The 20078-nt window shown below is 71.1% G+C and carries 16 protein-coding genes; 7 read left to right on the forward strand and 9 right to left on the reverse strand.

What is annotated here, in order from left to right:
• Positions 1–4: 4 nt before the first annotated feature.
• Positions 5–631, reverse strand: a complete 627-nt coding sequence (locus IE272_RS04415; RefSeq protein WP_050360771.1) for a hypothetical protein — start codon at positions 629–631, stop codon at positions 5–7.
• 337 nt (positions 632–968) lie between these two features.
• Here IE272_RS04415 and IE272_RS04420 point away from each other — a divergent pair, with 337 nt between their 5' ends.
• Positions 969–2417, forward strand: coding sequence for an NCS2 family permease (locus IE272_RS04420; protein WP_050360772.1), 1449 nt, complete (start codon positions 969–971; stop codon positions 2415–2417).
• A gap of 55 nt (positions 2418–2472) precedes the next feature.
• Here IE272_RS04420 and IE272_RS04425 read toward each other — a convergent pair whose 3' ends face one another.
• The 3 genes from IE272_RS04425 to IE272_RS04435 all read right to left on the reverse strand — a co-directional run bounded on the left by IE272_RS04425 (position 2473) and on the right by IE272_RS04435 (position 4041).
• Positions 2473–2820, reverse strand: a complete 348-nt coding sequence (locus tag IE272_RS04425; protein WP_032790972.1) for a VOC family protein — start codon at positions 2818–2820, stop codon at positions 2473–2475.
• Between the two features lie 67 nt (positions 2821–2887).
• A complete protein-coding gene (locus tag IE272_RS04430) occupies positions 2888–3340 on the reverse strand; it encodes a GNAT family N-acetyltransferase (RefSeq protein WP_098891848.1) in 453 nt (150 codons plus the stop codon).
• A gap of 50 nt (positions 3341–3390) precedes the next feature.
• Positions 3391–4041 (reverse strand): mycothiol-dependent nitroreductase Rv2466c family protein, encoded by a 651-nt coding sequence (locus tag IE272_RS04435; RefSeq protein ID WP_056706948.1) that lies wholly within the window; start codon positions 4039–4041, stop codon positions 3391–3393.
• A 145-nt stretch (positions 4042–4186) separates the two neighbouring features.
• Here IE272_RS04435 and pepN (IE272_RS04440) point away from each other — a divergent pair, with 145 nt between their 5' ends.
• The 4 genes from pepN (IE272_RS04440) to IE272_RS04455 all read left to right on the forward strand — a co-directional run bounded on the left by pepN (IE272_RS04440) (position 4187) and on the right by IE272_RS04455 (position 12979).
• The gene (pepN, locus tag IE272_RS04440; RefSeq protein WP_190006280.1) at positions 4187–6790 is read left to right on the forward strand and encodes an aminopeptidase N; all 2604 of its coding nucleotides are present in this window, start codon (positions 4187–4189) and stop codon (positions 6788–6790) included.
• A 241-nt stretch (positions 6791–7031) separates the two neighbouring features.
• Positions 7032–8096: a hypothetical protein gene (locus IE272_RS04445; protein ID WP_050360775.1), complete on the forward strand. Its 1065-nt coding sequence runs from the start codon at positions 7032–7034 to the stop codon at positions 8094–8096.
• A gap of 254 nt (positions 8097–8350) precedes the next feature.
• Entirely contained in the window at positions 8351–11659 is a 3309-nt protein-coding gene (locus IE272_RS04450; protein WP_190006281.1) for a S8 family serine peptidase, read from the forward strand.
• A 291-nt stretch (positions 11660–11950) separates the two neighbouring features.
• Positions 11951–12979: an aspartate-semialdehyde dehydrogenase gene (locus IE272_RS04455; protein WP_073741502.1), complete on the forward strand. Its 1029-nt coding sequence runs from the start codon at positions 11951–11953 to the stop codon at positions 12977–12979.
• Positions 12980–13064: 85 nt separating this feature from the next.
• Here the strand turns inward: IE272_RS04455 and IE272_RS04460 are convergent, their stop codons facing one another.
• The gene (locus tag IE272_RS04460; protein WP_190006282.1) at positions 13065–13565 is read right to left on the reverse strand and encodes a DUF1203 domain-containing protein; all 501 of its coding nucleotides are present in this window, start codon (positions 13563–13565) and stop codon (positions 13065–13067) included.
• A gap of 124 nt (positions 13566–13689) precedes the next feature.
• On the opposite strand from IE272_RS04460, the gene pepN (IE272_RS04465) reads away from it, so the two are divergent.
• The gene (pepN, locus tag IE272_RS04465; protein ID WP_190006283.1) at positions 13690–16266 is read left to right on the forward strand and encodes an aminopeptidase N; all 2577 of its coding nucleotides are present in this window, start codon (positions 13690–13692) and stop codon (positions 16264–16266) included.
• A gap of 69 nt (positions 16267–16335) precedes the next feature.
• Here the strand turns inward: pepN (IE272_RS04465) and IE272_RS04470 are convergent, their stop codons facing one another.
• Positions 16336–16797, reverse strand: a complete 462-nt coding sequence (locus IE272_RS04470) for a hypothetical protein (protein WP_050360779.1) — start codon at positions 16795–16797, stop codon at positions 16336–16338.
• 176 nt (positions 16798–16973) lie between these two features.
• On the opposite strand from IE272_RS04470, the gene IE272_RS04475 reads away from it, so the two are divergent.
• Positions 16974–17507 (forward strand): hypothetical protein, encoded by a 534-nt coding sequence (locus IE272_RS04475; protein ID WP_190006284.1) that lies wholly within the window; start codon positions 16974–16976, stop codon positions 17505–17507.
• A 93-nt stretch (positions 17508–17600) separates the two neighbouring features.
• Here IE272_RS04475 and alc read toward each other — a convergent pair whose 3' ends face one another.
• The 3 genes from alc to IE272_RS04490 form a co-directional block, all read right to left on the reverse strand.
• Entirely contained in the window at positions 17601–18755 is a 1155-nt protein-coding gene (gene alc / locus IE272_RS04480; RefSeq protein ID WP_057662793.1) for an allantoicase, read from the reverse strand.
• 65 nt (positions 18756–18820) lie between these two features.
• Complete coding sequence (locus tag IE272_RS04485) at positions 18821–19729, reverse strand: LysR family transcriptional regulator (RefSeq protein ID WP_050360782.1); 909 nt, start codon at positions 19727–19729, stop codon at positions 18821–18823.
• Positions 19730–19829: 100 nt separating this feature from the next.
• Entirely contained in the window at positions 19830–20060 is a 231-nt protein-coding gene (locus IE272_RS04490) for a hypothetical protein (RefSeq protein ID WP_007455080.1), read from the reverse strand.
• Positions 20061–20078 lie beyond the last annotated feature (18 nt).

The raw sequence follows: 20078 nt of genomic DNA on the forward strand, positions 1-20078 counted from the left end.
CGGGTTACGGCCGGGAGGACCCCGGCAGCCGGGTCCAGAACTGGTCGACGATGTTCTCGATGAAGCGACGTCCGTCCTCGCCGGACGCCGTGGTGCCGCCGGCCCGGCTCAGGGTGGCCGCCATGAGGCCCTGGTACTCCTGGTGCATGGCGGACAGGGGGCCCTTCAGGTCGCGGCGCTCCATGGAGACGAGCTTGGCGATGTCGCGGATGTGCGCCTGCCAGCGGGTGGAGACCGCCTCGGTGAGGAGGCGGGCGAGCTCGTCCTCCAGCCTGGTGATGGCGATGAAGTCGCGCGGGGGGAGGCTGAGGACCTCGCCGAGATGGACGGACTGGCGTTTGTCGCCGGCCCACTGACCGGATTCCTCCATGGCCAGATACGCGTCGAGGGTGAGGCCGGTGGCGCGCGCGACGTCCTCGGCCGAGACACCGCGCGCGATGCGGTGTTCGAGCAAGGTGCGCGGGTGACCCATGAGTTCACTGGGCTGACACCACAACGCGCCGGCCAGAGCGGTGAATTCCGCCGCGTCCGGCACGTGGGTACCGCGCTCCCACGCGATCACATGCTCGGGACCGACGTGTGACGTGCCGAAGGACGCGCGCATGCCGTAGGCGACATGTCCGGGTGCCATCCCGAGTTTCTCGCGCAAGGCGCGCGCTGCCCGCGCGTTGAAAGGGAGTGGTGGGTGCACATACGGAGCGTAGGGGAGTTGTCACCGGCACTTCCATACCCGCTGTCGGCTGCCTGCCGGTTTGGCGGCAAAGGTCACCGCTGATTCCGTAGGAAGCCACAGGGGAAAAAGGGGACCAACTGCACGCTCTACGCGGGTAGTTGCGATCCCGTCGTTGCCGCGTATGATCCGCTCGCAAGGTGCCGCATGTGCGTTCGCACAGCGCCTGCCACTCACTTCCGGCAGCACCGGCACCACCCCCCTTCCCCCATCGTTCGCAGGCTCAGGAGACTCCGTCATGCACCCCAGTACGACCAGCCCGCCGCCCGACGCGAAGCCCAACGGATCGGGGGGCGCCGTCGACCGGTTCTTCCGCATAAGCGAGCGCGGTTCGACCTATCTCCAGGAGATACGCGGTGGATTCGCCACGTTCTTCACGATGGCATACATCCTGGTGCTCAACCCGATCATCCTCGGCGGGGCCGAGGACAAGTTCGGCAAGCAGCTGGACAACGTGCAGCTGGTCACCGCCACCGCGCTGGTCGCCGCGGTGATGACGCTGATCATGGGTGTGGGCGGCAATCTGCCGCTGGCCCTGGCGGCGGGTCTGGGCATCAACGCCGTCGTCGCCTACCAGATCGCTCCCCTGATGAGCTGGGACGACGCGATGGGCCTCATCGTGCTGGAGGGGCTGCTGATCTGCGTTCTGGTGATGACCGGGTTGCGCGAGGCGATCATGCACGCCATTCCGCAGCCTCTCAAGCAGGCCATCAGCGTCGGCATCGGTCTGTTCATCGCCTTCATCGGTTTCGTGGACGCCGGTTTCGTCACCCGCATCCCCGACGCCGCGAACTCCACCGTGCCCGTCCAGCTCGGCACCGGGACGCTCACCGGCTGGCCGATGCTCGTCTTCTGCCTCGGCGTGCTCCTGACGATCGTGCTGGTCGCCAGGAAGGTCAAGGGCGCGATCCTCATCAGCATCGTCCTGATGACCGTCGTCGCCATCGTCATCAACGAGGTCGCCCGCATCAAGTCCTGGGGCCTGACCACGCCCTCGATACCCGACAACCCGGTCGCCGCACCCGACTTCGGGCTGCTGGGCCAGTTCGACCTGTTCGGTTCGTTCGGTCAGGTCAGCGTTCTGACGGTCGTCCTGCTCGTCTTCACCCTCATCCTGTCCGACTTCTTCGACACGATGGGCACGGTCGTGGGCGTCACGGCGGAGGCCGGGCTCCTCGACGAGCGGGGTCAGGTGCCCGGTCTCGGCCGCGTCCTGCTCATCGACGGCGTGGCCGCCGTCGCCGGTGGCGCCGCGTCCTCGTCGTCGGCCACCACCTACATCGAATCCGCGGCGGGTGTCGGTGAGGGAGCCCGCACCGGCTTCGCCAACATGGTGACCGGCGGCCTGTTCGCGCTCGCCCTCTTCCTCACGCCCGTCCTGACGATCGTGCCGCTCCAGGCGGCGGCGCCCGCGCTCGTCGTGGTCGGGTTCCTGATGATGACCCAGGTCAAGCACATCGACTGGGACCGCTACGACGTCGCCATCCCGGCCTTCCTCACCATCGTCGTCATGCCGTTCACCTACTCCATCACCAACGGCATCGGCGCCGGCTTCGTCGCCTACGTGGTCATCAAGGCGTGCCTGGGCAAGGCGCGCGAAGTCCACTGGCTGCTGTGGGGCACCGCCGCGCTCTTCCTGGTCTACTTCATCATCGACCCGCTGAAGCAGATCCTCGGCCTCAACTAGCGGAGCCCCGGGCCGGTGACTTCCGGGTCAGTGCTTCCGGGCCGGTGACTTCCGGTCAGTGGCTTCCGGCGTCGGAGAGGCAGAACTCGTTGCCCTCCGGATCCCTGAGGACCGTCCAGGACATGCCCTCCATCGACTGCTCGCCGACGACGGTCGCGCCCAGCTTCGCGAGGCGCTCCACGTCGGCCGGGCGGTCGGGCGAGGAGAAGTCGACGTGCACCCGGTTCTTGGCCGCCTTGGGCTCGGGCACCCGCTGGAAGCCGAGGACCAACGGGGTCGCCGCGAGGATGACGAACCCGTCGTAGTCCTGTGTGTCCTCGACCCCCAGCGCCTCGGCCCACCAGGCGGCCAGTCCCTGGGGGTCGGCACAGTCGATCGTGATCATTTCCGGTGAGATACGCATGCTCCTCACCGTACGACGCACCACTGACAACGGGCCGGAAGCCCGACCGGCCCGTTGTCGGCCGCCCTCAGCCCAGCGCGACCTCCAGCAGAGGGAGTTCGCGGCCCGGGATGGATCCGGACGGGGTGGCGCCGATCCGGACCGCGCCCATGGCCCGGTAGAACGGCTCCGCGTTCGGGTCGGCGTCGATGGTGAGGCGGGTGAATCCCAGGCGGCGGGCCTCGTCCATGGTGTGGGCGAACAGCCGTCGCCCGACGCCCCTGCCGATGGCGTCCGGCTCGACGAACATCATGCCGAGCGCGCCCCTCGGCGGCTCCCCGTCCAGGGTGGTGAAGCCCAGGATCCGGCCGTCCTCCTCGGCCACCGCCGTCCGCCGGGCCGCCACGTCCGCGGGGCGGACGGTCAGCTCCTCGCGGCAGGCGGCCAGGAACTCCGCGTCGTACTCCCAGTGGCCCTTCGACCGGAGGGCCAGTTCGGTCAGTGCGGCGGCCTCGACCGCCTCGCCCGCGCGTATCCGCATGGGGCCATCGTCCCCCGTGCGGATACGCGCGGCCATGCAATAAGGCTCCGTCAGTCGAAGATCGGGCCCTGCGTCCGGGTCCGCTTGATCTCGTAGAAGCCCGGGATGGAGGCGACCAGCAGCGTGCCGTCCCAGAGCTTCGCCGCCTCCTCGCCCTTGGGGGCGGGGGTGACGACCGGGCCGAAGAAGGCGATCTGCTCGCCGTCCGCGCCGGGCACGGCGATGACCGGGGTGCCGACCTCCTGGCCGACCTTGTCGATGCCCTCCTTGTGGGAGGCGCGCAGCTCGGTGTCGTACCGGTCGGAGTCGGCGTACTCCGCGAGGTCGGCGGGCAGCCCGACGTCCTTCAGCGCGGCGGCCACCGCCTCGCGCGTGGGGCCCTCGCCGTTGTTGTGGAAGCGGGTGCCGAGCGCGGTGTAGAGGGGGCCGACGACCTCGTCGCCGTGGAGCTGCTGGGCGGCGACGACGACCCGGACCGGGCCCCACGCCTTGTTCTCCAGGAGGTCCCGGTACTCCTCGGGCAGGTCGTCCAGCTTGTCCTCGTTCAGGACGGCCAGGCTCATCACGTGCCAGCGGACCTCGACGTCGCGGACCTTCTCCACTTCCAGCATCCACCGCGAGGTCATCCACGCCCAGGGGCAGAGCGGATCGAACCAGAAGTCGACCGGGGTCTTGCCGTTGGCCGGGGTGTTCTCGGACATGTCTCTCCTCAGAAGGGCGTGTTCCACCTGCGGGCGAGAACGCCTCCGCAGGGGCTCCCATTCCCTGAATGCCGCCGCGCGAGGACGCATGCAAGGATCAATGGGTTCGAACACGACACATGACGCGCGTCACGAAGGAGTGCCCGTGCCCGGTGAAAACCTGTCCCGCGACGAGGCCCAGACGAGGGCCGAGCTGCTGACCGTCGACGGATACGAGGTCGACCTCGACCTGCGGTCCGCCGTCGGCGAGCCCGAGGGGGCCGACGGGGGCGAGGGGGAGGCCGGTCCGCGGACCTTCCGTTCGCTGACCACGATCCGGTTCCGCTCGGCCCGTGCGGGCGCCTCGACCTTCGCCGACCTGGTGGCCCCGGGTGTCGACGCGGTGACGCTGAACGGGACGGCCCTCGACCCGGCCGTCGTGTTCGACGGGACGCGGGTGGCGCTGGACGGGCTCGTCGAGGGCGAGAACACGCTCGTGGTCGACGCCCGCTGCGCGTACAGCAGGACCGGCGAGGGCATGCACCGCTTCGTCGACCCGGAGGACGGCGAGGTCTACCTCTACACGCAGTACGAGCCGGCCGACGCCCGCCGCGTCTTCGCCAACTTCGAACAGCCCGACCTCAAGGCCCCCTACCGCTTCCGGGTGACCGCCCCCGCCGACTGGCGGGTCTGGTCCAACGGGGCCGAGGAGTCGCGGGAGGGCGGGGTGTGGACCTTCGCCGAGACGAAGCCGATCTCCACGTACATCACGGCCGTCGTCGCCGGTCCGTACCACTATGTGAGCGACCACTACAGCCGCGCCCTGGCCGACGGCTCCACGCTGGAGATCCCGCTCGGCGCGATGTGCCGCAAGGGGCTCGCGAAGCACTTCGACGCGGACGACGTCTTCCTGATCACCAAGCAGGGCCTGGACTTCTTCCACGACCACTTCGACTACCCGTACCCCTTCGGGAAGTACGACCAGGCCTTCGTGCCCGAGTACAACCTCGGCGCCATGGAGAACCCGGGGATGGTCACCTTCCGCGAGGAGTACATCTACCGGGGCAAGGTCACCTCGGCGGCCTACGAGCGGCGTGCCAACGTCATCCTGCACGAGATGGCGCACATGTGGTTCGGCGACCTGGTCACCATGGAGTGGTGGGACGACCTGTGGCTGAAGGAGTCCTTCGCGGACTTCATGGGCTCCTTCTCGATGGTCGAGGCGACCCGCTTCACCAACGGCTGGATCACCTTCGCCAACAACCGCAAGGCGTGGGCCTACCGCGCCGACCAGCTGCCCTCCACGCACCCCATCACGGCGGACATCCGTGACCTGGAGGACGCCAAGCTGAACTTCGACGGGATCACGTACGCCAAGGGCGCGTCCGTGCTCAAGCAGCTCGTGGCGTACGTGGGGCGGGACGCGTTCCTCGAAGGCGCCCGGCGCTACTTCAAGCAGCACGCCTACGGCAACACGCGCCTGGGCGACCTGCTGTCGGTGCTGGCCGAGACGTCCGGCCGCGACATGACGGCCTGGTCGCGCTCCTGGCTCCAGACGGCGGGCGTCAACGTGCTCACCCCGGTGCCCACGTACGACGCGGCGGGCATCCTGACCGAGCTGGCCGTCGTCCAGGAGGCCGCCGCCGCGTACCCGGAGCTGCGCCCGCACCGCGTCGCGGTCGGCCTGTACCGGCGTACGCCGGAGGGCGAGCTGACGCGTTACGCGCGCGCCGAGGTGGACGTGGCCGGCGAGCGGACCGTGGTGGACGCCCTGGCCGGCTCCGAGCGGCCCGATCTGATCCTGGTCAACGACGACGACCTCACGTACTGCAAGGTCCGCTTCGACGCCGGGTCGCTGGCCACGCTGCGCGACCACCTGGGCGAGATCACGGACCCGCTGGCCCGTGCCCTGTGCTGGTCGGCCCTGTGGAACCTGACCCGGGACGCGGTTCTGCCGGCCCGCGACTTCGTCGCTATGGTGCTGGCGTTCGCCGGGCGGGAGAGCGACATCGGCGTCCTCCAGATGCTGCACGCCTGGGCGCAGTCCGCGCTGGTCAACTACGCGGCCCCCGACTGGCGCGAGGAGGGCGGCCGGGCGCTGGCCGACGGCGCGCTGCGCGAGCTGCGGAGCGCCGAGCCGGGCAGCCAGAACCAGCTGACCTGGGCCCGCTTCTTCGCGGCGGTGGCCTCGTCCGAGGAGGACTTCCAGCTGCTGGGCGGGCTGCTGGAGGGCACGGCCCGGATCGACGGTCTCGACGTCGACCAGGAGCTGCGCTGGGCCTTCCTCTCCCCGCTGGCCTCCCACGGCGCGGCGAACGAGGCGGCGATCGACGCCGAACTGGCCCGCGACGACACGGCGTCCGGCAAGCGCCACCACGTGCGGTGCCTGGCCTCGCGCCCCTCGGAGGCGGTCAAGGCGCAGGCCTGGGCGGCGGTCGTGGAGTCGGACAAGCTGTCGAACGCGCTGGTCGAGGCGACGATCACCGGTTTCGGGCAGCCCTCCCAGCGGGAGCTTCTCGCCCCGTACGCGGGCCGCTACTTCGAGGTGATCGAGCGGATCTGGGCGGAGCGGTCCATCCAGATCGGCATGCACGTGGTGCGGGGGATGTTCCCCGGGCTCCAGGACAGCCCGGGGACCCTCGCGGCGACCGACGCCTGGCTGGGCGAGCACGAGGACGCCGCCCCGGCGCTGCGGCGGCTGGTGCTGGAGGCCCGGGACGACCTCGCGCGGGCGCTGCGCGGCCAGGAGTGCGACCGGGCCGCGGCATAGGCCCCGCCCACCGGTTGCCAGTGGGGCCGAGCCGGGATGTATGAGGGGCGCTCGGGCGGGGCGTGCGTGCGGCGTGAAAGCGGCGCTCGTACACCCGCCCGAGGTGCCCCTCCCCCGATTCCCGGCGTGACGGCCCTTTTCGGTTGTCGAACGTCCGTACTTTAGGACGGCGTTGTCCGGGATTGTCGACGGACGTGTAACAGGGGTTAGGGCACCCTCCACGGGCGGGAAACCCCGGGACATGACCCAGAACACCCCGCTCTCCCCCCGCCTCCCCCGCCTCCCCCTTCACCCCGAGGACGTGGCGCACCGTGTGCTGTCCGCCGCCCAGTTGAGGGCGCGGGGCGTGTCCGCGGCGCAGACGTCCGCCCAGTGCCTGCCCGGCGGCCCGTGGCAGCACCTGCTGCCGGGGGTCTATCTGCTGCACCCAGGCCCGCCCACCGGCCGGGAGCGGCTGCACGGAGCGCTGCTCTACGCGGGGCGTCCGCCGGCCTCCGCTCGGCGCGCTCCGGCGGGCCCCGCGGACGCGGGGTACGGCGAGTCGATGGTCACCGGGGTCGCCGCGCTCGCGCTGCACGGCTTCGCCGCGGCCGGGGACGTGGAGGCGTTGCACCGGATCGACGTGCTGGTCCCGCGCACCCGGCGGCTGCGGTCCACCCGGTTCGTGGAGGTGCTGCGGGCCGCCTCGATGCCGCGCGCGGTGCGGGTGGGCGAGCTGCCCGTCGCCCCGGTCGAGCGGGCCCTGGCGGATGCGGTGGCGGGCACGGTGGACGCGGCGTGCGTCCGGCGGCTGCTGACCGAGGCGGTACGCGACAGGCACTGCGAACCAGCCGCTGTGGTACGGGAGTTGAGCGAGGCGAAGCTGCTCGGGCGACCCGCCGTGGTGGGTGCGGTCGACGCGCTGCTGGCCGAGGGGCGGGCGGTGGCGGAGGCCCGGCTGTACGCGATGGTGCGCGAGCACGGGCTGCCGGAGCCGCTGTGGAACGTGGAGCTGCGGCTGCCGGGCGGGCCCCGGCTCGGCGGGGTCGACGCCTACTGGCCGGACCAGGCCGTGGCGGTGGAGCTGGACGCGCGGGCGCCCCGGTACGACGCGCCGGGGCGGAGGGGCCGGGCGGAGGAGGACCCGCAGTGGTCCGCGTACGCCGCGAAGCGGGAGCATCTGGAGCGGCTCGGGATCACGGTCGTCCATCTCTCGCCGCGGAAGCTGCGCGAGGCGGCGGACCAGCAGGCGACGGTGGTGCGGACGGCGCTGATGGCGGCGGCCGACCGGGAGCCGGCCGCGTACGTGATGGTGCTGCCGCGCTGAGCGGGCGGCGGCCCGGGGGGCGGCCGGGTCGGTACTGGGGCTGGTCCGGACCACGGCTGCCGTCGCACGCGTCACCAGGCGCCACGGGCATACCGTTTGACCTCATTCATCCCGCGTGGCATATCGCGCCCCATGGCGGATCTATGCCATGTCCCTGACTCACCTCCGCCAACTCTCCACAAACCCCTGTCATTTACGACAGGCTGAGCGGTCATCCGGTACCGAATTCCGGACTCTCTCTTTCAATTACAGGGATGCTGATGACCAAGGAATCCCCCAGCTCCATACCCGGGGCCAGACGCGCGGCTCGTATAGCGGCCGCTGCCGGCCTGGCGGCCGCACTCGCCGCCTCCGGCGCCGCTCCGGCGTTCGCCGCCGAGGACCCGGCACCGGCACCCGTCAAACCGGCCGCCACGAGCGACCGGGGCGACAAGCTCGGCAAGGCCGACGCCGATGTCCTGGCGAAGGCCGAGGCCAAGGGCGAGAAGAGCGTCACCATGATGGTCGCCACCACCCCCGGGGCGACCGAGCAGGTCAGCAAGCAGCTGGACGCCGTCGAGGGCTCCGTGCTCGGCCGGACCTACGACAAGCTCGGCTACGTCCGGGCGACGGTCCCGACCAGCCGCGCCGAGTCCACCATCAAGGCGGCCTCCAAGCTCTCCTCCGTCCTCGGCATCGATCTCAAGCAGGAGATCAAGCTGGACGACCCGACGCCCAAGGGCGACCGGGCCGCCGGAGCGAAGCAGCCGAAGGCCACCGGCAGTTACGCGGCGCCGAACAAGAAGACGCCGGCGAAGAACCCGTACAACCCGTCGTTCGAGACGGGTGCGGTCGAGTTCGTCGAGAAGCACCCGGAGGCCGACGGCCGCGGGATCACCATCGGCGTCCTGGACTCCGGCGTCGACCTCGGTCACCCGGCCCTGAAGAAGACCACCACCGGCGAGCGCAAGATCGTCGACTGGGTGACCGCGACCGACCCGGTGAACGACGGCGACGGCACCTGGCTGGAGATGTCCCAGTCGGTGGCCGGCCCGACGTTCACCTCCGGCGGGAAGACCTACTCGGCGCCGGCGGGCAGCTACAAGTTCGCCACGTTCGCCGAGGCGGCCACCACCGGCGGCGAGATGGCGGGCGACCTCAACCGCGACGGTGACACCACCGACGTCTGGGGCGTGCTGTACGACCCGGTCACCGGCACCACGCGGGTGGACCTGAACAACAACGCGGACTTCTCCGACGACAAGGTCCTCAAGCCGTACAAGGAGAAGTTCCAGGTCTCCTACTTCGGTGAGGACGACCCGCGCACCCAGGTCGTCGAGCGCATCCCGTTCGTCGTCGAGACCCGTAAGAACGTGGTCCTCGACGCCTCGGGCGCGAAGGCGGACTTCGTCAACATCGGCGTCATCGAGGGCGCGCACGGCACGCACGTCGCGGGCATCACCGCGGCCAACGGGCTGTTCGGCGGCGAGATGAACGGCGCCGCCCCCGGCGCCAAGATCGTCTCCTCCCGCGCCTGCACCTGGTCCGGCGGCTGCACCAACATCGCGCTGACCGAGGGCATGATCGACCTCGTCGTCAACCGCGGCGTCGACATCGTCAACATGTCGATCGGCGGCCTGCCGCCGCTGAACGACGGCAACAACGCGCGCGCCGAGCTGTACAAGCGGCTCATCGACATCTACGGCGTGCAGCTGGTCATCTCGGCCGGCAACAGCGGCCCGGGTCTCAACACCATCGGCGACCCGTCGGTCGCCGACCACGTGATCTCGGTCGGCGCGTCGATCTCCAAGGAGACGTGGGCGGCCAACTACGGCTCCAACGTCACCAAGAAGTACGACATGCAGCCCTTCTCCTCGCGCGGTCCGCGTGAGGACGGCGGCTTCACGCCGGTCATCGCGGCGCCGGGCGCGTCCATCAACACCACCCAGACCTGGGCGCCGGGCGGTCCGGTCAAGGAGGCGGGTTACGACCTGCCGGCCGGCTACTCCATGCTCCAGGGCACCTCGATGGCCTCCCCGCAGGCGGCGGGCGCCGCCGCGCTGCTGCTGTCGGCGGCGAAGCAGAAGGGCATCGAGCTTCCCCCGGCCGACCTGCGCACCGCGCTGACCAGCACCGCGACCCACATCAAGGACGTGCCCGCGCACGCCCAGGGCTCCGGTCTGATCAACATCGTCAAGGCGTGGAAGCAGATCGCCAAGCAGGGCAAGCCCGCCCACGAGTTCTCGGTGAAGGCCCCGGTCGACACCGCGATCGACTTCGCGCTCAAGGACCCGGGCTTCGGCACCGGCCTCTACGACCGCGAGGGCGGCCTGAAGACCGGCGAGACCAAGGTCTACGACGTCGTCGTCACCCGCACCACGGGCCCGGACCGCAACGTCCAGCACAAGCTGTCCTGGAAGAACAACGACGGCACCTTCGAGCTGAGCAGCCCCCAGTACGTCTCGCTGCCGCTCGACACGCCGGTCAAGCTCAAGGTCAAGGCCAAGGCGAAGACCGCCGGGGTGCACAGCGCCATCCTCCAGGTCGACGACAAGAAGACCTCCGGCGTGGACCACCAGATCATGGCCACGGTCGTCGTCGCCCACGAGCTGCAGCAGCCCGGTTACGCCTACAAGGCGTCCGGCTCGGTCCAGCGCAACGGCACCACGTCGTACTTCGTCAACGTGCCGGAAGGCGCGAAGACCCTTGAGGTCGCCCTCAGCGCCCTGCGCTCGGGCAGCCAGACGCGGTTCGTCTCCCTGCACCCGTACGGGACGCCGGTCGACCCGACCACGACGACCTTCTGCTACCCGAACTACGAGAACCCGGCCAACACCTGCCGCCCGGACGCGCGTTCCTACAAGGACCCGCAGCCCGGCGTGTGGGAGATCGAGGTCGAGGCGCGCCGTACGTCGCCGCTGCTGGACAACCCGTACAAGCTGGACGTCTCGCTGCTCGGCGCGACCTTCGACCCGGCGGTGCAGACCATCGCCGAGGCGAAGATCGGCGCTCCCGCCGCGGTGAACTGGACGGTCACCAACGGCGCCGCCGACCTCCAGGGCAAGCTCCAGGGCGGTTCGCTGGGCTCGGCCAAGGTCGACAAGCCGTCGATCTCGACGGGCCAGACCCGTGAGACCACGGTCACCATCGGTGCGGGTGTCGAGAAGCTCGACATCGCCATCGGCGGCACCTCGGACGCCAACGCCGACCTCGACCTGTACGTCTTCCGGGGCGCCACGCAGGTCGGCAGCGCGACCACCGCCGGTTCCGAGGAGGCGGTCAGCCTGGTGAAGCCCGCCGCGGGCACGTACACCGTCGTCATCGACGGCTACTCGGTCCCGACCGGGTCGACCACGTACGACTACCGCGACGTGTACTACTCGGCGTCGCTCGGCACGATCAAGGTCGACTCCACCAAGGCGGTGAACCTGGCCAACGGCGCGTCGGCCCAGGTCGGCGCCGAGGTCGTGGTCGCCGGGGCGGCCCCCGCGGGCCGTCAGTTCTTCGGCGAGGTCCGGCTGGTCAACGCGCGCGGCACCGCCGCGGGCACCGGCAGCGTCGTGATCGAGAAGGTCACGCCGTAACGGATTCCACGGGACCGTAACGGGTCCCATCGTGACGACGGCGGGGCGGGCGCTCTCACGGGCACCCGCCCCGCCGTGCGTGTTCCTGGTCACACCCCTCGGCCGCCCGCCGCAGATGTTTGCCCCCGTCAGCACGGACGTTGCAGAATCTGCGGTCCTCGCACGAAGAGTCCGCAGGTCGGACAATGGATTGGACAAGGCAGGCCAGGACATACGCATCATGGAGCGGCAAACGGGCCGCACAGACGCACGGGCGGGCACACGCCGGACGTGCAGAACAGAGGAGTCCTCGTGAAGGTCGGAATCGTCGGCGCCACCGGTCAGGTCGGCACAGTCATGCTCAGGATCCTGGCCGACCGGGACTTCCCGGTCGACGAGCTGCGGCTGTTCGCCTCCGCCCGGTCCGCGGGCTCCACGATCGACTTCAAGGGCTCCGGCGTCACCGTCGAGGACGCCTCCTCGGCCGACTACACGGGCCTGGACATCGTGCTGTTCTCCGCCGGCGGCGCGACCTCGAAGGCGCTGGCCGAGAAGGTCGCCGCCCAGGGCGCCGTGGTGATCGACAACTCCTCCGCCTGGCGCAAGGACCCCGAGGTCCCGCTCGTCGTCTCCGAGGTCAACCCGCACGCGGCCCGGGTCCGCCCGAAGGGGATCATCGCCAACCCGAACTGCACGACGATGGCCGCGATGCCCGTGCTGCGCCCGCTGCACGACGAGGCCGGCCTCGAAGCGCTGACCGTCGCCACCTACCAGGCCGTGTCCGGCTCCGGGGTCGCCGGTGTCGCCGAGCTGCACGGCCAGGCGGCCAAGGTCGTCGCCGAGGCCGAGAAGCTGGCCCACGACGGCGAGGCCGTGGACTTCCCCGAGCCGGCCGTCTACAAGCGTCCGATCGCCTTCAACGTGCTGCCGCTGGCGGGCTCCATCGTGGACGACGGCTCGTTCGAGACGGACGAGGAGCAGAAGCTCCGCAACGAGTCCCGCAAGATCCTGGAGATCCCGGAGCTGAAGGTGTCCGGCACCTGCGTCCGGGTCCCGGTCTTCTCCGGCCACTCGCTCCAGATCAACGCCCGCTTCGCCCGTCCGATCGGTGTCGAGCGCGCCTACGAGCTGCTGAAGGACGCCGAGGGCGTCGAGCTCTCGGAGATCCCGACCCCGCTCCAGGCGGCCGGCAAGGACGCCTCCTTCGTGGGCCGTATCCGGGTCGACGAGACGGTCGAGCACGGTCTCGCGCTGTTCGTCTCCAACGACAACCTCCGCAAGGGCGCGGCGCTGAACGCCGTGCAGATCGCGGAGCTGGTGGCGGCCGAGCTGAAGGGCTGACCCGCGGCGTCACGCGCACGGGGAAGGGGCGGCCACCGGACACCGGTGGCCGTCCCTTCCCCTTCCCCGTACCCGTCATACCGTCTCAGCCTCGCCGCACCTCGAAGTGGAAGCACCCGTACTCCACGGCCCGTACGTGCACCAACGCCACCTCCGGGTCCGCGAACGCCTCGTCGAGGGCCGCGTCGAAGCCCTTCTCCGTCTCGGCCGGGATCTCCAGCAGCCGGCCGCCCACGATGTGGCCCTGGGCGTCGTAGCGGCGCACCGCGCGCAGCGCGCCCACCCGCGCGAAGGGGTATCCGGCCCGCTCCGGGTCCGGGCCCGGGCACGCCTCGGCGTGGATGAAGACGGGCCCCTGCTCGTCGTACGCCCCCGGGCTCGCCCCGGTCGCGGCGGCCCAGCGGCGCAGCGGAGCGTAGGAGACGAGGGCGATGCGCTCCCCCGGTGCGCTGCCGCGCAGACAGCAGCGCAGGGGGTGGCCGCCCTCGGTCGCGGTGTACGGGCGGCAGGGCCGGCCCGCGTCGTCGGTGGCGCGGAGTCCGGCGAGAGCGGCGGGGTCGATGGGGCGTGGCTGGTGTCCGGTCATGGTCCGAGCGTGTCCCGGTGAGCGGTCCGCGTCCGGCGGAAAACGGACATCGCGCTGGGAGCACGTGCGTGGAAGGATGGGCCGAAACGTCGCTTATCAAGTCGCACACCTAGGAGATGACCGCGTGCCTGGCACGAATCTGACCCGCGAAGAGGCACAGGAGCGGGCGCGCCTGCTGACCGTGGACGCGTACGAGATCGATCTCGACCTCTCCGGAGCGCAGGAGGGCGGCACCTACAGGTCCGTGACCACCGTGCGCTTCGACTGCGCGGAGGCGGGTGCGGAGTCGTTCATCGACCTGGTCGCCCCGGCCGTCCACGACGTGGTGCTGAACGGCAAGGACCTGGACGTGGCCGCCGTGTTCCGCGACGCGCGGATCGCCCTGCCGCATCTGCGTGAGGGCGCCAACGAGCTGAAGGTCGTCGCCGACTGCTCGTACACCAACACCGGTGAGGGCCTGCACCGGTTCGTCGACCCGGTCGACGAACAGGCCTATCTGTACACGCAGTTCGAGGTCCCGGACGCGCGCCGCGTCTTCGCCTCGTTCGAGCAGCCCGACCTGAAGGCGACCTTCGCGTTCACCGTGAAGGCCCCGTCCGGCTGGACCGTCATCTCGAACTCCCCGACGCCGGAGCCGAAGGACGACGTCTGGACCTTCGAGCCGACGCCGCGCATCTCCACGTACATCACGGCCCTCATCGTGGGCCCGTACCACGCGGTGCACAGCAGCTACGAGAAGGACGGCCAGTCCGTCCCGCTCGGCATCTACTGCCGCCCCTCCCTCGCGGAGTACCTGGACGCGGACGAGATCTTCGCCGTCACCCGGCAGGGCTTCGAGTGGTTCCAGGAGAAGTTCGACTACGCGTACCCGTTCGCCAAGTACGACCAGCTCTTCGTCCCCGAGTTCAACGCGGGCGCGATGGAGAACGCGGGCGCGGTCACCATCCGCGACCAGTACGTCTTCCGCTCCAAGGTGACGGACGCGGCGTACGAGGTGCGGGCCGAGACCATCCTGCACGAGCTGGCCCACATGTGGTTCGGCGACCTCGTGACGATGGAGTGGTGGAACGACCTCTGGCTGAACGAGTCGTTCGCCACCTACACCTCGATCGCCTGCCAGGCGGACGCCGCGGGGTCGAAGTGGCCGCACTCCTGGACCACGTTCGCCAACTCCATGAAGACCTGGGCGTACCGGCAGGACCAGCTGCCCTCCACGCACCCGATCATGGCGGACATCCAGGACCTGGACGACGTCCTCGTCAACTTCGACGGGATCACGTACGCCAAGGGCGCGTCCGTGCTCAAGCAGCTCGTGGCGTACGTCGGCAAGGACGCGTTCTTCCAGGGCGTGCAGGCCTACTTCAAGGCGCACGCCTTCGGCAACACCCGCCTCTCCGACCTGCTGGGAGCGCTGGAGAAGACCTCCGGCCGCGACCTGAAGACCTGGTCGAAGGCGTGGCTGGAGACCGCGGGCATCAACATCCTGCGCCCGGAGATCGAGACCGACGCCGACGGTCACGTCACCTCGTTCACCGTGCTCCAGGAGGCGCCCGCGCTGCCCGCCGGCGCGAAGGGCGAGCCGACGCTGCGCCCGCACCGCATCGCCATTGGCTGCTACGACCTCGACGCGGCCGGCAAGCTGGTGCGCACCGACCGGATCGAGCTGGACGTCGACGGCGAGCGCACCACCGTGCCGTTCCCGGAGGGCAAGGCACGCCCGGCCGTCATCCTGCTCAACGACGACGACCTCTCCTACGCCAAGGTCCGCCTCGACGAGGAGTCGCTGCGGGTCGTCACCGAGCACCTGGGCGACTTCGCCGAGTCGCTGCCGCGCGCCCTGAGCTGGGCCTCGGCCTGGGACATGACGCGCGACGGCGAGCTGGCGACCCGCGACTACCTCTCGCTGGTGCTCTCCGGCATCGGCAAGGAGTCGGACATCGGCGTCGTGCAGTCGCTGCACCGCCAGGTGAAGCTGGCGGTGGACCTGTACGCGGCGCCGGAGGCCCGTGAGGCCGCGCTGATCCAGTGGACCGACGCGACGCTGGCCCACCTGCACGCGGCGGAGCCGGGCAGCGACCACCAGCTGGCCTGGGCCCGCGCCTTCGCGGCCACGGCCCGCAACCCGCAGCAGCTGGACCTGCTCCAGTCGCTGCTGGACGGCACCGAGACCATCGAGGGTCTGGCCGTCGACACCGAGCTGCGGTGGGCGTTCGTGCAGCGGCTGGCGGCCACCGGGCTGCTGGACGAGGAGGAGATCGCCGCGGAGTACGAGCGCGACAGGACGGCGGCGGGCGAGCGCCACGCGGCCTCCGCGCGGGCGGCCCAGCCCACGCAGGAGGCCAAGGCCGAGGCGTGGGCCTCGGTCGTGGAGTCCGACAAGCTGCCCAACTCGCTCCAGGAAGCGGTCATCAGCGGCTTCGTCCAGACGGACCAGCCCGAGCTGCTGGCCCCGTACACGGAGAAGTTCTTCGCCGCGGTGAAGGACGTCTGGGACTCGCGCAGCCACGAGATGGCCCAGCAGATCGCGGTGGGCCTCTACCCGGCCCTCCAGGTCTCCCAGGAGACGCTCGACGCCACGGACGCCTGGCTGGCCTCGGCCGAGCCGAGCGCGGCCCTGCGCCGGCTGATGTCGGAGTCGCGGTCCGGTGTGGAGCGCGCCCTGAAGGCCCGCGCGGCGGACGCGGCTGCGGCCACCGCGTAGCGGCACGTACGGCCCTGGGGGCGCCCTCTTCGCCGCGGCGGAGGGGGCGCCCCTTCGGTTCCCGACCCGCTACTCCGGCCGCGGCGTCAGGACGAGCGGCCAGTCCTCGCCGGCCCGGACCGCCGCCACGGCCTGCTCGGCCGGGGTCCCGGCGGGCACCGTCAGGACGAGGGTGAGCTCCGAGGCCCGCCCGTACGCTGCGGGGTCGACGCGCGCCTCCACGCGCAGCAGCCGCAGCGCCGCCGGAGCGCCCGAGGACCGTGCGGTGAACCGCTCCCGGTCCACCTCCAGCCCCCTGAGCAGGGCGGGGTGGGCGATGATGTCCACGGTCAGCAGCTCACCGTCCAGCCGCCGTTCGGCCCAGCCGTCCGTCTGCACCAGGTAGAGGCAGTTCTCCCCCTCGTACCCGTACGACGCGAGCCGGGCCGCGGCGCGCTCGTGATGGTCCGCCACCTCCGACACGACCACGACGAGCGTCATGGCGTCCGGATAGTCCGGATCCAGTCCGTCGCACAGCAGGGCCTCCGCCATCTGACTCCCCCCGGGGAATGCGGTATCGGATTCGAACGTCCGCAGATTAGCCCGTGCCTCGGGCGCCGCCCGTGCGGCCTCGCGCGTTCGGCCGCCGTCCGCGCGCGGTGGGGTCTCCCGTGGCCTACGGTCCGAAGGGTCGTCGCAGTCCTCGGAGGCAGGCCACGGGAGGGTCGATGCCCGGCTTCGCCGCGGTGCCGGTCGCGCTGGCGCTGTGCGCCGGTCTGCTGACGGGCCCCGCCGCCCCGGTGGCGGCCCGCCCGGACTGCCGGGCGGGTCCGGCGGGCTGCTACGACCTCTACACGTACGGCTACAGCCTCGGGCTGCATCCGTTCACCGGCGCGGACGACATCCGGGAGCAGCTGACCGACCACTTCTGGCTGTTCCCGGTCAGCGGCGGATGTGCGGGGCGGATCCGGGCGGGGGCGCGGTGCGAGCTGCTGGGCGGCAATCCGGTCGAGGTGGAGTACATCGGGAACGACTTCTTCCAGATCAACACGCTGCCGGGGCACCAGTTGGGCCGGGGCATGCACATCCGCTTCGCCTTCTCGCGGACTTTCGGCTTCCACTCCCTGACGGTCCGGGCCTGGCAGGACCGGCCCACCGACTGCACGGGCGAGGCCTTCTGCAACACGGTGAACCGGGTGTTCGCCTTCGGGACCTGGCAGGTGCTGGCGAAGACGCTGCGCTTCTCCGCGTACGCCGCCTGAGCCGCCCGGCCCGGTTGGAAGCCGCCCGGCGGACGGGCGCAGGAGCGCAGCCGTCCGCCGGGCGGAGCAGGGGTGGAGCGGAAGGGGTGCGGGTTACGCGCCGGACTCCTCGTAGCGGCGGGTCAGCTCGGCCGCGCCGGACTCCGTGAGGGCGCCGTGCAGGCGCATCCGGGCCACGCCGCCGTCGGGGAAGGCGTCGAGGCGGACGTGGGTGACGACGGCCTGGGCGCGCAGCACGAAGCGGTGGAGGGTGTCGGGCTGGAGGCGGGTGCGCGGGACGATCTCGAACCACTCGCCGGTGTCGCCGTTGCGGCCCTGGAGGGCGATCCAGCCGGCGGAGTTGCCCTTGAGGTAGGCGGTGTCGATCTCGATCGCGCGGACCGCGCCCTGGGCGGGGAGGCGGAAGCGGACCCAGTCGTTGGTGTCGCGGACCCGGCGGCGGCGGTTCTCCCAGCCGTCGTCCATCTTGCGGGAGGTGCCCGGCAGGATGATCTGGGTGGGCGAGGAGTAGAAGCGGTCGGATGCGTCCTCGTACGTACCGCCGTTGAGGACCGAGATCAGGTCGATGGTGCCGAGCGCGGCGAGCCAGGCCGGGTCCGGGACGACTTCGCCGTGCACACGGAGGCGGGCGATGCCGCCGTCGGGGTGCTGGCAGAGGCGCAGGTGGGTGTAGCGCCGGCCGCCGGTGATCTCGAAGGCGTTGGCGGCGTGGCCGCGTACGGGGGTGGGCGGGAGGATCTCCTCCCACTTCACGTCGTCGGCGAGCAGCTGCTCGGGGCTCGGGGCGCCCTCGACGGAGGTGGCCTGTACCGATACGCGCTGCGGGTAGTTGCCGCGGAAGTGGGCGGTGTCGACGATCAGGCCGCGCACGATGCCGGGCGCGCCGAGGCGGACGATGGCCCAGTCGTGGTCCTCGGGGGCCGGGAAGGGGGTCTCGGCGTCCGCGCCCCTGCGGCGGCGGGTCTCCCAGCCGTCCATGATCTTGCCCTTGTGCCCGAAGTGCTCGGGGTCGAAGACGGCGCGCTCGCGGATCAGGAGGTTCTCGCGCTCGGCGAAGAACTCGTCGTTGGCGGCGATCACGCCCGCGCCGAGGCGGCGGTCGGCGAGGTCGACCAGCTCGGTGAAGGGGAGGTCTCCGGCTTCGCGGTAGTCGGCGTACGGGTCGCCGCCGCCGTAGGGCGCGGCGTCATTGGCGTGGGGGTCGGTGTCGGGGTCCTGGAATGTGGTCTCGCTCGCGTCGAAGGTCATGGCTCCTACCTTCGCGCCACCGGACCCATCAGGTCCATCGAAAGTTTTCGCAGATATCTTTCAGATCAGCTGAACGATCTGGCCACGTCGGTGAGTGCCGTGAGGACCCGGGCCACCGCCGGTCCGCTCGAAGCCCCGTGCCGGACCGCCGCCACCACATGGCGGCGCGGCCGGTCCGCCTCCAGCACCCGCATCACCACGCCCTCGCGGGGCTCCCGGGCGGCCATCCTGGGGACCAGTGCGACGCCCATGCCCGCCTCGACCAGGGCGAGGATCGCGGTCCACCCGGCGGCGCTGTGGGCCTGCTCGGGGACGAAACCCGCCGCCTCGCAGGCGGCGGTGGTGATCTCGGACCAGGGTCCCGAGCCGCCGAAGATCCAGCGGTCGGCGGCCAGGTCGGCGAGTCGCAGCGCGGGTGCGCCGGCCAGCGGATGGCCGGCGGGGAGCGCCACGTCCAGCGGGTCGGCGAGCAGCGGGAAGAGGCTGAAGCGGGGGTCTCGGGCGGTGGGCGCGTGGGCGGCCAGCGACAGGGCCAGGTCCACCTCGCCCGCGGTGAGGAGCTCGTAGGCCTGGGCGGCCTCGGCCTCCCGTACGCGTACGTCGGGCCCCGGGCGGTCCTCGGCGCGCAGCAGCCGGACGGCGGGGACGACGAGGGCGGGCACGGCGGTGGAGAAGGCGCCGACCCTGACCTCGCCCGCCTCGCCGCGCAGATAGCCGGTCAGTTCGGCCTCCGCCCGCTCCAGTTGGGCGAAGACCGCCTCGGCGTGGCGCAGGACGAGGTGGGCGGCGTCGGTGAGGCGGACCCGGCGGCCCTGGGCCTCCAGGAGGTCGACCCCGAGCTGCTTGGCCAGGTTGGTGAGCTGTTGGGAGACGGCGGAGGGGGTCATCCGGAGCGCCTCGGCGGTCGCCGTCACGGTGCCCCGGTCACGCAGGGTGCGCAGGATGCGGAGCTTCTTGACGTCCCACTCGGTCATGGGCGCAACCTACCGGCCCGACGCGGCCCGGACGCACGGATGCGCCGCGCGGTGGTTCCCACCGGCGGCGCACCGTTCGCGCATGTCGTACGTGTGCGGGTCAGACCTGCTTCTTGGACTTGTCCAGGACCATGACCAGGCCCGTGATCACCACGAACAGGGCGATGGGCGCGACGACGTAGAGACCGATGGTCTCGATCGCGCTCAGGCGCGGAGCGGGGTCGTCACCGTCGTCGGGCGTGAGCGCGAGCGCCGGGCTCGACATGAGCAGCATCATCAGCGTCGTCCCGGCCGCAACGACGCCGGCGCGCATAGCGTTCTTCTTGTCCACGGTGCCAACGTAGCGAAC

It is taken from the genome of Streptomyces anulatus (assembly GCF_014650675.1).
GTDB classification, from domain to species: domain Bacteria; phylum Actinomycetota; class Actinomycetes; order Streptomycetales; family Streptomycetaceae; genus Streptomyces; species Streptomyces anulatus.

Excerpts from the sequence above, each read along its gene's own strand:
- IE272_RS04485 (WP_050360782.1), bottom strand. The coding sequence starts at position 19,729 with ATGACCGAGTGGGACGTCAAGAAGCTCCGCATCCTGCGCACCCTGCGT.
- IE272_RS04415 (WP_050360771.1), bottom strand. The coding sequence starts at position 631 with ATGGCACCCGGACATGTCGCCTACGGCATGCGCGCGTCCTTCGGCACG.
- IE272_RS04460 (WP_190006282.1), bottom strand. The coding sequence starts at position 13,565 with ATGACCGGACACCAGCCACGCCCCATCGACCCCGCCGCTCTCGCCGGA.
- IE272_RS04475 (WP_190006284.1), top strand. The coding sequence starts at position 16,974 with ATGCCCGGCTTCGCCGCGGTGCCGGTCGCGCTGGCGCTGTGCGCCGGT.
- IE272_RS04425 (WP_032790972.1), bottom strand. The coding sequence starts at position 2,820 with ATGCGTATCTCACCGGAAATGATCACGATCGACTGTGCCGACCCCCAG.
- IE272_RS04420 (WP_050360772.1), top strand. The coding sequence starts at position 969 with ATGCACCCCAGTACGACCAGCCCGCCGCCCGACGCGAAGCCCAACGGA.
- alc (WP_057662793.1), bottom strand. The coding sequence starts at position 18,755 with ATGACCTTCGACGCGAGCGAGACCACATTCCAGGACCCCGACACCGAC.
- IE272_RS04450 (WP_190006281.1), top strand. The coding sequence starts at position 8,351 with ATGCTGATGACCAAGGAATCCCCCAGCTCCATACCCGGGGCCAGACGC.
- IE272_RS04470 (WP_050360779.1), bottom strand. The coding sequence starts at position 16,797 with ATGGCGGAGGCCCTGCTGTGCGACGGACTGGATCCGGACTATCCGGAC.
- IE272_RS04435 (WP_056706948.1), bottom strand. The coding sequence starts at position 4,041 with ATGTCCGAGAACACCCCGGCCAACGGCAAGACCCCGGTCGACTTCTGG.
- IE272_RS04430 (WP_098891848.1), bottom strand. The coding sequence starts at position 3,340 with ATGCGGATACGCGCGGGCGAGGCGGTCGAGGCCGCCGCACTGACCGAA.
- IE272_RS04445 (WP_050360775.1), top strand. The coding sequence starts at position 7,032 with ATGACCCAGAACACCCCGCTCTCCCCCCGCCTCCCCCGCCTCCCCCTT.